This is a genomic window from Rhodococcus sp. IEGM 1379 (assembly GCF_030056815.1).
GTDB lineage: Bacteria > Actinomycetota > Actinomycetes > Mycobacteriales > Mycobacteriaceae > Rhodococcus_F.
In genome coordinates this window covers 13,277-27,037 of sequence record NZ_JASHKR010000030.1, presented here as the reverse complement: position 1 = coordinate 27,037, position 13,761 = coordinate 13,277, and the positions used below count along the sequence as shown (strand labels likewise).

At 61.3% G+C, this 13,761-nt stretch carries 1 protein-coding gene; it reads right to left on the bottom strand.

The window, feature by feature from the left end:
* Positions 1-31: 31 nt before the first annotated feature.
* Positions 32-13,732 carry a non-ribosomal peptide synthetase gene (locus QM600_RS17080; RefSeq protein ID WP_283262691.1) on the bottom strand — a complete coding sequence of 4,567 codons (13,701 nt, stop codon included), beginning with the start codon at positions 13,730-13,732 and terminating at the stop codon, positions 32-34.
* Positions 13,733-13,761 lie beyond the last annotated feature (29 nt).

The following is a 13,761-nucleotide window of genomic DNA, read 5'->3' as shown; positions in this document are numbered from 1 at the left end:
TATGAGTTCCGCCACTCGCAATCCCGAGACTTCACCAGCTCCGTGGGTCGTCCGCATCGAGGACATACTCGAGGTCCGGAAGTTCGTTGCGGTCGATTCGCGCAACCGCCTTCTCGGACAGGATCGCGTGTGTCACCCAATCGTCGGCCAACGCGTCCTCGAGCGATTCGAGGTCGATCGGAGCATCTACCCACGCTGCGCCGGCTGATGCCGCGAGCAGTATCGCCAAGGCAATACCGTCGGCCAGGGCAACGCCATCGGACGCGGTAGCCAGCACCCGCGATTCGACGTCGACGGCGTACTTCTCGCTCACTCTTGCCAACATGTCCGAGAGTTCGCCGTACATCAGCTCCCAACCGGAAGCTCGATAGGCGATGTCTTCGGCCGTCAACGGGCGCAGCCTGTCGGCGTAGCTGATCGGGCGGGTGGACTGTGAGCCCGCGCGAGCGACGGTTTCCGGTGTGACGGCCAGAATGGCTTCCGACGCCATGACTGTGGCTGCTCCGGTCTTGACAATCGCCCACTGGGCGACGACTGCGTCGATTCCGGACAGCTTTACCGGCGCAACGAGCTGTCCGGGTCCGGCGCCCTCCTCGATCAGCTGACGCGCCAGCTGCGAAGACCGTGAATCAACTGCCGCATAGTCGATTTCCTCGCCGCCGAGGACGACTGCCGGCGCTTGCGGATCACTCTCGACTATCGACGACAGCAATTGCGGCAGGAGTGCTGCCGTGGGAGCTATCGAGACGCTGCGCTGAGTTCCCGCGCCGAGAGCCTCTTCTTTCTCTGCAGCGGTGAGCAATTCGATATCACCGACCCGAATCGACGAATCGTCGGTGACCTGTTCGAGAATACGAACGAAGCGCTCCGCAAATGATTCGACGGTTTCCTTGTCGAACAGGTCCGTCGAGTAGAGCCACACACCGGACAGTCCGTATCCGTCTGCTGAACTGTTCAAAGTCAGCTGCAGATCGAACTTCGTCGACACCACTGCGGCATCGACCGCACTGATCGACAGCCCTGGCAGCGAGAACTCTGCTCCGGCAGCAGGTTCCAAGGACAAGATGATCTGGAAGAGACCAGCAGGCGCGCCGACGGCTTCGGACACTTCTTCGAACGGGATATCGGCCTTCGCGAAAGCCTCCAGATCCACATCACGCACGGCGACAACAAGTTCGTCGAAACTTGCGGCACTGTCCACTTCGGTCCGTAGCGCGAGCGTGTTGACGAACATTCCGACCAGATCGTCGAGTGCACGCTCGCCTCGTCCGCCGACTGCCGTACCAATCGCAAAGTCTGTAGTAGCGCCCACCCGGGCGATCAGTACGGCCAGAGCGGCGTGCAATGCCATGAAGGCGCTCGCATTCCAATCGCGAGCGACCTCCACCAACCGAGCGTGGATCTGCTCGCTGATCTCGAACTCCACGGCCCCGGCCGCCGGGGACAAGGCACTCGGCCGTGGACGGTCTGTCGGTAGACCGGCCAGTGCCGGCATCCCGCGAAGCTTGGATCGCCAGAAATCGAGTTGCGCACTGGCAACACTGTCTTCGTCGTCAACCGTGCCCACAACGTCACGTTGCCAGAGCGCGAAGTCCGCGTACTGCACCGTCAACGGAGTCCACGCCGGAACACTGCCCCGGGTTCGGGCCTCGTACGCGATCATCATGTCGCGAGCCAACGGTGCCATGGATTCACCGTCCGCGGCGATGTGGTGCGCAACGAGCGCGAAGACGTATTCGTCTGTCCCACAGCGCAGTAACTCCATCCGCACCGGGACCTCGGCGGATACGTCGAATCCTACCGACATCACATCGACGACTCGTGAATACATCTCGGCGGCGTCGGCAACAACGACGGGTTCCGCAATTTTCGGAGCGTCTTCGACGCCGAGAATCCGTTGACTGGGTCCACTGTCGTCGCCGGGATAGAACGTCCGGAGTGACTCGTGACGGGCAATGACGTCGCGGAACGCTGACTGCAACGCCTCGAGGTCGAGATCTCCCGTCAACCGCAGCGCCATCGGAATGTTGTACGTCGGTGCAGCAGTATCCATCTGATTGACGAGCCACATGCGTTGCTGCGCAAGCGACAACGGAAGTCGCGCGGGTCGCGGATGGGCCTCGAGTGCCTTCCTCCGGCCAGAACCCGCAGTTGCGCCGACTGCCTGTGCCAACGCTTCGACAGTTGTCGCGTCGAACAGCGCCCGGACCGCAACCGTCGTGTCAAGTGCCTGGCCGAGTCGAGCTGCCAGACGGGTCGCAATCAAAGAGTTGCCACCAAGTACGAAGAAATCGTCATCGAGGCCGACGCGTTCGAGGCCCAGCAGATCAGCGAACACCGCTGCCACTGCGTGTTCCACGTCAGACTGCGGCTCTCGATACTGTGCAACCTCGAACGCCGGCGCCGGCAATGCCCGTCGATCGACTTTGCCGTTGGCATTGAGGGGGATCTCTTCGAGAACGACAAACGCGGACGGCACCATGTAATCCGGCAGACGCTGCGCCACAGCTTCTCTCAATATCTCTGATACAAGGTCCGGCTCGGCGCCAACGACGTAAGCCACGATGCGGTCGCCTACGACTGCGTCGCGGTGGACCACCACTACAGCCGATGCAACCGAATCCACTGCCACCAACGCCGACTCGATCTCCCCGAGTTCGATACGCAGACCGCGAACCTTCACCTGGAAATCGGTACGGCCCAAGTACTCGAGCGCACCGGTGGCGGTTCGACGGACAAGGTCGCCTGTTCGGTACATGCGCGCTCCAACAGTGCCGAACGGATCCGCGACAAAGCGTTCTGCCGTCAGATCGAACCGGGCGCCGTAACCACGACCCACACCCACACCGCCGACATACAACTCACCGACGACACCTGCCGGCACCATCTGCAACCGCGAATCCAACACGAACAAATCGATATTCGGAATCGGCGAACCGATCGGCACACCCGAAATATCACCAACAGATGCCTCGCGGAACGACACCACATCCGACGCCTCAGTCGGGCCGTAGCTGTTCACCACCCGAACGCCCGAATCCATCACGGCTGCAAGGCGGCTGACCTGAATCGGCTCGCCACCGAGGAATACAACGTCCAATCCGGAAAGCACGCCGTCTACATCAGCGTCAACCACAGCCTCGAACGCACTCGGCGACATATTCGCCACCCGCACAACCGAACCCGCCACAACACTCAAGATCTCCGACGGATCGAACCCGGCCGGCGCCACGAACACACTGCCACCACTCGACAACGGACCCCACACATTCTTCTGCGTCAGGTCGAAACTCGGCGACGACGCCACCAACACACCGGAACCCGCCGGAATCTGCGACCGATACCAGGCAACCGTATTCGCGATACCCACCATCGGGACAATCGTCGGCTTCGGGCGACCCGTCGAACCGGACGTCGAAATCACATAACCAGCACGCAAGCCCGCACCCGAGCGCACCCAACGATCAACCCACCCCGGCACAACCGTCGAATCCACCGCATCGCCGACCCGAACAACAGGCACTACCGCTGCAACGTCGTCGATCGCCACCACACACCGTGCCGCTGTGTCGGAAAGTACAGCCTCGATACGCTCCGCCGGCAACGACGGATCGATCGGGAGATACGCCGCCCCCGCCTTCCATACCGCCACGAGAGCGACAACCCACTGCCACGACCGCGGAACAAGCACTCCCACAACATCGTCAGCGCCCACTCCAGCTGCAACCAACTCCGCCGCCAACACCGACGACCGCACATCAAGGTCTGTGTACGACAACGACACATCACCGGCCACCACAGCAGGTGCATCCGGACTGCTCAGCACCTGCTCGGCGAAAAGAGCCGGAATCGAAACACTCGCACCTGGGATCCGCTCACCCCGCGACCACTGAAGAACCTGCGCAGACTCCGCACCGTCAAGAATCTCCAACGCACCCACCGGACGAGACGAATCCTCCGTCACACCCGCCAACACCCGCACCAACCGCTCGGCGAACGACGCCACCGTCGACTCGTCGAAAAGATCCGTTGCATAGGTGAACTCAGCGTTCAAGCCACCATTGCCGGTTTCAGTTGCTTCCACGAGAGTCAGTTGCAAATCAACTTTGGCCATCAGGTCCGCGAGGGGGAACTGGGATACTTCGAGCTCCGCCAACTGCACTTTCGCGCGCTGCAAGTTCTGGAAGGACAAACCGACCTGGAAGAGTGGATGCCGCGCCTGAGAACGCTCGGGATTGAGGATCTCGACCAGACGCTCGAATGGAACGTCCGCGTGGCTGAAGGCACCGAGATCTGTTTCTCTCGTGCCCTTCACCAGTTCGGCAAATGACCGATGCGGATCTACCGTGGTGCGTAATACCAGGGTGTTGACGAACATGCCGATCAGATCGTCGAGTGCCCGCTCGCCTCGACCAGCTGCCGGCGTTCCGATCACGATGTCGGGGCTGCCCGACAGACGTGACAACACAACCGCAAATGCCGCGTGCAACACCATGAACAGCGAGGCATTGTTTTCCCGTGCCACGCGATCGAGAGCTGCGCGCAATTCGGAATCGATGGTGAAGGTATGCCCCGCACCCCGATTCGACAGAACTCGGGGTCGAGGGCGATCAATCGGCAGATCCAACTGATTCGGAATATCTGCCAGCGCCTCGCGCCAGTATCCGACCTGGGATGCGATCACCGATGTCGGATCGTCTTCACTGCCCAGAACTTGCCTCTGCCACAAGGCGAAATCGGCGTACTGCACCGGGAGTGGCGCACTATCCGGAACCTCACCCTGAGACCGAGCTGCGTACGCTGCCACAACATCTCGCACCAGCGGACCCATCGAGAATCCGTCACCACTGATGTGATGCACGACGAATACGAGTACATATCGCGACTCACCCAGATCGAACAGTCGTGCGCGAACCGAAGATTCACGCGTCACGTCGAATCCTGGCAGTACAAAACTTGTCACGTGATCGAGAACCACGGATTCGTCGACGGATACCGGTGAAAGATCAGGGACAAGCGAATCAGCATCCACGATCTTCTGGTATCCGACGCCGTCGACCTCGGGATACACCGTCCGCAGGATCTCGTGACGATCGAACAGGTCTCGCAGGGCGGCCTGCATTGCGGGAATGTTGAGTTCACCCGTCAACCGGATCGCCACCGGTATATTGTCGACACCCGACGCTGCGTCGAAGCGGTTGAGGAACCACATCCGCTGCTGGGCAATCGACAACGGAACCCGAGCGGGTCGTTCCTGCGCTACCAATGGCGGTCGCCCGCCCCTACCGGCCGACGAATCGATCAGCGAGGCAAGAGACTCCACGGTTGACGCGTCGAAAAGCACACGGACTGGAACGGTGGTATCAAGTGCCTCGCCGAGCCGTGCAACAACCTGGGTTGCGATGAGCGAGTTGCCGCCGAGTGCGAAGAAGTCGTCATCCAGTCCGACGTACGCAACGTCCAGGAGTTCACCGAATACGCGTGCGACTTCTTCCTCGACAACCGTGCGTGGGGCCCGGAAGGCTGCGATCTCCACAATCGGATCGGGCAACTGCTTGCGATCCAGTTTTCCGGATGCATTGAGCGGGAACGTCTCGAGCACCACATGTGTCGTGGGCACCATGTAGCCGGGCAGCTTGGCAGCGAGCGAGGTTTCGACACGCTGCCAGTCCACGACAGAGTCGTGTTTCGCAACCACGTACGCAACCAACTGGTCATTGCGCACGGACACCACGGCCGTCGCAATCGACGACTGGTCACGTAGCACTGCCTCGATCTCACCCAGTTCGATCCGCAGTCCGCGCAGTTTCACCTGGAAGTCGGTTCGCCCGATGTACTCGAGTTCCCCAGCCGGGTTCCAGCGCACCAAGTCTCCCGTGCGGTACAGGCGATCACCGGTAGTTCCGTAGGGATCTGCGACAAACCGATCTGCCGTGAGATCCGGTCGACCGACATATCCGCGTGCAAGCTGGATACCTGCGAGATACAGCTCTCCCGCCACCCCCACGGGCACCGGACGCAATCTCGAATCCAGCACGAGCACGCGCGTATTCCAGACCGGCGCACCGATCGGAACGGAGCTGGAATCTGCGTCCGTGACCTCGTGGAACGTCACGTCGACTGCAGCTTCGGTCGGCCCGTACAGATTGTGTAGTCGAGTCTCGGGAAGGAGTCGACGGAGTTCCTGCGCAACGTTCGGCGCCAACGCTTCACCGGAGGCGAATACCTGGCGAAGTGCGACTGCTCCTCGAACTGCTGGTTCTGCAACAAAGACTTCGAGCATCGAGGGCACGAAATGCGCTGTGGTGACGCCTTGTTCCGCAATCACCGATGCCAGGTAAGCCGGCTCTCGGTGGCCGTCTACGACCGCCACAACCAAGCGGGCACCAACCTGCAACGGCCAGAAGAACTCCCAGACCGACACGTCGAATGTGAACGGAGTCTTCTGCAACACTACGTCGGTCCCGGAGAGTCCGTACTCTGTCTGCATCCACACCAAGCGATTGACAATTGCCCGGTGCGTGACCGCGACGCCCTTGGGTTTGCCGGTGGATCCCGACGTGAAGATCACGTACGCAGTGTTGTCGGGTCGGAGCGGTGTGCGCCGATCCCCGCCCGAAACCCTGGTGTCCGAGTAGCCGGACAAGTCGATGGTGTCAACGGCGACAACAACTGTGCCATCAAATCGGAAGCCGTCTCGATCCGTGGTGAGCACACACGTCGGATTGGCAGTCTCGAGTACGTATTCGTTGCGTTCGGTGGGCTGATCCGGATCGATCGGAACGTACGCGCCGCCAGCCTTGACGATGGCGTACAGAGCGACCAGCAGTTCGATCGACCGGCGGATCGACAAACCCACGAGTGCATCCGGGCCGACGCCGATCGAGATCAAGTAGCGAGCAAGACGATTGACCCGCGAGTCGAATTCCGCGTACGTCAGGGACTTGCCCTCGAAAGTGAGCGCGACAGAATCCGGAGTAGCCGCTACCTGATTGTCGAAGAGTTCAACCAGCGTTGTATCAGGAGCATCGTGGGCTGTCGAATTCCACTCCTCGACCACGCGGCGACGTTCATCTGCATTTGTTACGTCGATATCGCCGACCGCGGTTGAGCGGCTGTGAGCCACGGCTTCGAGGATCGCCACGTACCGGTTCGCGAACAGTTCTACTGTTGCAGCGTTGAAAAGGTCTGTTGCATAGGTGAACTGTGCAAGAAGTCCGCCCTGCTCTCCTTCGGTCGATTCACTGACCGTCAACTGGAGATCGAATTTGGCTACAGGCGATTCGAGGTCCACGGCAGACACGGCCACGTTGTTCATCGCGATCGAATCAAGACCAGCCGCACTGATGTTCTGCATGGTCAGCATGACCTGGAAGAGTGGGTTTCGGGCCTGCGAACGCTCCGGGTTGATGATCTCGACCAGACTCTCGAATGGCACGTCGGCATGATCGAATGCACTGAGATCAGTCTCCCGAGCAAGTTCGATCAGATCCGCGACGGTCGATGCGGGGTCGATATCGGTTCGCAATACCAAGGTGTTGACGAACATGCCGATGACGTCGTCGAGCATCTGCTCACCGCGTCCGGCAACCGCTGTGCCGATGACAATGTCAGTAGTACTCGACAGCTTGGACAGCAACAACGCCAAGGCGGAATGCAAGACCATGAACAGCGACGCATGGCCCTCCCGAGCAACCGCGTTCAACTGCTCGAGCAGCGCCGCATCAACGGAGAAGTCGTGGTGCGCACCTTGATTGGACGCAATGCGGGGTCGAGGCCGATCTGTCGGCAGGTCGAGCTGGTCCGGAATCCCGGCCAGTTGTGTTCCCCAGTAGTCGAACTGCCGGGAAATTACCGAGCCCGGGTCGTTCTCACTGCCCAGAACCTCGCGCTGCCACAACGCGAAGTCGGCAAACTGTACCGGCAGCGGCGCCCAGAGCGGAGCAGTCCCGGCTGAACGAGCGCCGTACGCAGTGACGACGTCACGGATCAGCGGGCCCATCGAGAATCCGTCGCCGCTGATGTGGTGGACGACAAAGACCAGCACGAACTCGGTATCCGTGATTCGAAGTAGCGAAACACGCAGTGGCACTTCCGTGGTTACGTCGAATCCGGGTGTCACGGCGTCGGTAACGCGGGCCACGACATCTGCCAGTTCCACGTCGACCGGTGTCACATCGATCAGGCGCGCGGGTTCGAGTACCTGCTGATAGCCGACGCCGTCGATCTCCGGATAGATCGTTCGCAAGCTTTCGTGGCGACGCACCAGATCATCGAGTGCGTCCTGCAGCGCTCCGACGTCGAGCGGACCGGTCAATCGCAATGCTGCCGGAATGTTGTCGACATTCGATCCTGGTTCGAAGCGGTTGAGGAACCACATCCGTTGCTGTGCCAGGGAGAGCGGCACAAGTTCCGGCCGAACCTGGGCAGTCAGCGGAGGCCTCGACTCGACAGCTGTTCCCGATTCGATCCGCCCAGCCAATTCAGCGACAGTGGAAGCGTCGAACAACATCCTCACGGGGATGCTGGTGTCGAGCCTCTGACCTAGTCGGGCGACGACCTGGGTAGCCATGAGCGAGTTTCCGCCCAGACCGAAGAAGTCATCATCCCGGCCGACCTGTTCGACGCCCAACAGGTCGGAGAAGACCTGCGAGACAGTAATTTCGGTTTCGGTGCGGGGTTCACGGAACTCTGCGACGCGCAACACCGGATCGGGCAACTGCGTGCGATCGAGCTTGCCCGAGCTATTCAGCGGAAAGGACTCGAGCACTACGTGAGCATTCGGAATCATATAGGCGGGAAGCCGCACCGCAAGAGCCGCAGCGACGTCGTCCCAGTCAAAGTGAGCGCCGTCAGCGGCGATGACGTAGGCCACCAGCTGATCGCCCCGCACCGTGACCACCGCAGCCGACACCACCGAGTGGTCGCGCAGTGCCATCTCGATTTCCCCGAGCTCGATGCGCAGGCCTCGCAGTTTGACCTGGAAATCAGTTCGACCGATGTACTCCAGTTCTCCCGCAGTGTCATTCCCCCTCGCTGCGCTCGACCGTGTCCACCGCACCAAGTCACCGGTTCGGTAAAGCCGCTCCCCCGTCTCCGAGAAGGGGTCCGCCACAAATCGATCTGCAGTCAGTTCGGGCCGCGAGAGGTATCCACGCGCAAGCTGCACCCCGGCGAGGTACAGCTCGCCGGCAACCCCGACAGGAACCGGATGCAAACGGGCATCCAGTACCAGTGTTCGTGTATTCCAGACCGGCGCACCGATGGGCACACCTATGATGTCGGATTCCGTAACCTCGTGGAATGTCACGTCGACTGCAGCCTCGGTCGGACCGTACAGGTTGTGCAGAGCGGTGGAAGGCAGTACATCTCGTAGCCTAGACGCCACCTGCGGCGCCAAAGCCTCACCTGAGGCGAACACACGAGTCAACGAACTACATTGCGCCGCAGAAGGCTCGCCGACAAACACTTCCAGCATCGACGGAACGAAGTGCGCGGTAGTGACACCGTACTCGGCAATAGCCGAAGCCAGGTACGCCGGATCGCGATGCCCGTCGATGGCGGCAACAACAAGTTTCGCACCGATCTGCAACGGCCAGAAGAACTCCCACACCGACACGTCGAATGTGAACGGAGTCTTCTGCAAGACCACGTCGCTACCGGTCAGTGTGTACTCGGACTGCATCCACTCGAGCCGGTTGACAATCGCTCGGTGCGATACCGCGACGCCCTTCGGCTTTCCGGTGGAACCGGAAGTGAAGATCACGTACGCCGTATTGTCGTCGCGCAGCGGCGAGAGTCGATCGGCGTCGACGAGCGCATCAGTCGAGAAACCCGACGCGTCAATCGAATCCAGCGAGACAACACGGTGCCCCGCTGCCTCGAAGGCGTCGCGATCAGTCGTCAGAACGCAGACCGGTGCCGCCGTCGCGAGCACGTAGTCGTTGCGATCAGCCGGCTGATCGGGGTCGATCGGAAGGTACGCTCCGCCCGCTTTGAGAATGGCGTACATCGCCACGACCAAATCCAGGGATCGCCGAATCGCCAGTCCCACCACAGCGTCGGGGCCGACGTCCAGAGTGACCAGCTTGCGGGAAAGTTGATTTACCCGAGAACCGAAGTCTGCGTAGGTAAGTGACTCATCCTCGAAGCGGAGAGCAACCGAGTCCGGAGTTCGCAAGACCTGCGCGTCGAACATGTCGACCAGCGTCCGCCGCTCGACGTCGTGCTGCGTCTCGTTCCATGTGCCCGTTGCCAACTGCCGTTCGGAGTCACCGAGCAGGTCGACATCACCGACAACAACCGTCGGATCTTGCGCTACAGCCGTGAGAATCATCGACAACCGCGATGCAAACGAGTCAATGGTGGACGCGTCGAAAATATCTGTGGCGTAGTCGATGACCAGCGACAGCCCTCCGCGCTCGGTGTCTTCCCAGACAGTGAACTGAAGATCGAACTTGGCGATAGCCGACGGGAGATCCACACCCGTGACCGTCAGCCCACCCAGTTCGGCACTCCCCTGTTCACTCTGGCCGAGGTTCTGGAATGCCAGCATGACCTGGAAGAGCGGATTGTGGGCCTGCGAACGGGCAGGATCGAGCACCTCTACGAGTCGCTCGAAGGGAACGTCGGCGTTGCCGAAGGCATCAAGATCGGCGGTGCGGGCAGCGTTCAGCAGACTCTCGAAGGTGCCGGCCACATCAACTTCGGTACGCAGCACCAAGGTGTTGACGAACATGCCGATGACGTCGTCGAGCGCTCTGTCGCCGCGTCCGGCAACCGGGGTACCGATCGCGATGTCGGACGTGCCGGACATGCGGGCTAGCAGCATCGCAATGGCGCTGTGCAGCACCATGAATACCGAAGCCTTGTTTGCCTGCGCGATCGATTCGAGCCGCGCCAGCAGCCCGAAATCTATCGAAAACTTGTGCGATGCACCGCGATTGGTGGCGACGGGCGGACGTGGTCGGTCCACCGGAAGATCGAGCAGCTCCGGCAACCCTGCCAACTGCTCGCTCCAGTAGTCGATCTGGCGTGCAATCAGCGACTGGGGGTCGTTCTCGTCACCGAGAACAGATCGCTGCCACAAGGCGAAGTCGGCGTACTGAACCTCGAGGGGCCGGAACTCGGGTGCGGCGCCGTTCGAACGTGCTGCGTACGCTCCCACTACGTCGCGGACCATCGGGCCCATCGAGAAGCCGTCACCGCTGATGTGATGGACAACGAAGACCAGCACAAATTCGGATTCCGCTACCTGGAAAAGCTTGACTCGCAACGGAACCTGCGTCGTCACGTCGAATCCCTCGGTCACCACGGCCGTAACCCGGTCCACTAGTTCCGATTCGGCGACAGCTACTGCAGTCAGGTCGATCGCAACATCCGAGGGTGCCAGAATCTGCTGATAGCCGACGCCGTCGATCTCGGGATAGACCGTTCGTAGGCTCTCGTGGCGCTCGATCAGGTCCGCAATCGCGGCACCCAACGCATCGACGTCGAGGCCGCCGCTCAGACGCAGCGCCACGGGGATGTGATCGACGGCCGAACCCGAGTCGAAACGATTGAGGAACCACATCCGCTGCTGGGCAAGCGACAGCGGAATCTGCGCGGGGCGCTCCTGCGCAGCTAGCGGCGCTCGGGACACGGAACCTGCGGAATCATCTACCAGAGAAGCCAACTCGGCAACGGTGGGTGCATCGAAGAAGGCTCGCATATCCAGTTCGACGCCGAGTTCGGCGTTGGCGCGGGCCACTACTCGGGTCGCGAGAAGCGAGTTGCCGCCGAGATCGAAGAAACCGTCGTCGACGCCCAGGGTTTCCCGCCCGAGGAGGTCGGAGAAGATCGTGACCAACGCCTCCTCCGCCGGGGTGCTCGGTGCGCGATACTCGACGACGTGGGCCGTGAACTCCGGTGCGGGCAGCGCCTTACGGTCCAGTTTTCCGCTGGCATTGAGAGGAAAGGCGTCGAGTTCGACGAACAACGACGGCACCATGTAGTCGGGCAGTCGCCCGCCCAGCTGATCGGCAAGCTTCTCGGAGTCGAAAGCTGCACCAGCAGAAGGCACAACATAGGCAACGAGGTTGTCACCCAAAATTGCATCGGAGTGCACCACCACTGCAGTTTGCGCCACCGCGTCATTGTCGAGCAGGGCGGATTCGATCTCGCCGAGTTCGATGCGCAGTCCACGCAGTTTCACCTGAAAGTCGGTGCGGCCGATGTACTCGAGCAGTCGCGCACTACCGGCGCCGCGCCAGCGAACCAAGTCGCCGGTCCGGTACATCCGAGTTCCGGCGGCGCTGGGGTGAGCGACAAACCGATCAGCCGACAAGTCGGGTCGCGAAACGTAACCACGCGCCAATTGGATACCGGCAAGGTATAACTCACCAGGAACACCGGGCGGAACCTGACGCAAGGCGTCGTCGAGCACGAGCAGTTCGGTGTCAGCCACCGCACGCCCGATCGGAACCGACACCTCGTCTTGCGCGCCAGTTGCATAGTAGGTGACGTCGACTGCAGCCTCGGTGGGCCCGTAAAGGTTGTGCAGCCCAGCTGAACTGACGGCGCGCAGCCGAGCGGCAGTCTGCGCGGGAAGAGCCTCGCCGGATGCGAAGACGTATCGGAGAGTGCTGATCTCTGCAATCGCAGGCTCCGCCACGAAGATAGCCAGCATCGACGGAACGAAGTGAACGACGGTAACGCCGTAATCGATCATGGCGCGTGCGACGTATGCCGGATCACGATGCCCGTCGGGCTCGGCAATGACCAGAGTGGCACCGATCTGCAGCGGCCAGAAAAACTCCCACACCGACACATCGAAGGTGAAGGGCGTCTTCTGAAGGATTACGTCTTCAGCCGTGAAGGCGTACTCGTCCTGACGCCACCGGAGATTGGCGACGATAGCCCCATGGGCAACGCCGACGCCCTTGGGCCGTCCGGTGGAGCCGGAAGTGAAGATGACGTAGGCGAGGTTGTCGGCGCGCAGTGGTGACAACCGATCTGAGTCCACCAGTGCCTCGGCTGAGTGAGCGGACAGATCGATCGTGTCCATCTCGAGGACAGCAACGCCATCAGGCAGTGCCGCACCATCAGTCGACGTGGTGAGCACCAGGATCGGAGCCGCCACGTCCAGTACGTAGGCCACGCGTTCGGCCGGATGGTCCGGATCGAGCGGCACGTACGCGCCTCCGGCTTTCACGATCGCGTACATCGCCACGAGCAGTTCCACGGACCGTCGGATCCCGAGGCCGACCAGGGTATCCGGACCGACACCACGTGCCACGAGTTCGCGTGCCAGGCGATTGACCCGGGCGTCGAATTCCGCATAGGTCAGCGACATCTCACCGAACCGGAGCGCTGTCGCATCCGGAGTCCTGGCGACCTGGTCGTCGAACAAACTAACGAGAGTGGGTTGGGCAACGACCGGGACCTCGAAGGCGACTACTGACATCGCGTCGGCGATGAGCGCGTCGACTATCGCACCCAGTCCACCGTCGTACGACGCGATGAGTTCCGGCAGAACGGTGGAGATGACCACGGGGACAAGTGCATCAGCGCCCAAAGCGCCGCCCATCGCAGTGTCGAGAGTTGTCAGTTCGGTCTCGAGACGGGTGTAACTGATCTCGGTGCCGGCATGTGCGAGCGCGCGCCGATCCGGGTCTACCTCGGCCACCGCCGCGATCAGTCTCGGAAGATCCTCGATGGTCAGCGACTTCGGTCCAGGTATACCAACGGACATCTAGACTTCCTCCAACTGACTGCGCACGA

What these genes read in the sequence shown, in the direction of transcription:
- QM600_RS17080 (WP_283262691.1), bottom strand. Translation starts at nt 13,732, where the DNA reads ATGTCCGTTGGTATACCTGGACCGAAGTCGCTGACCATCGAGGATCTT.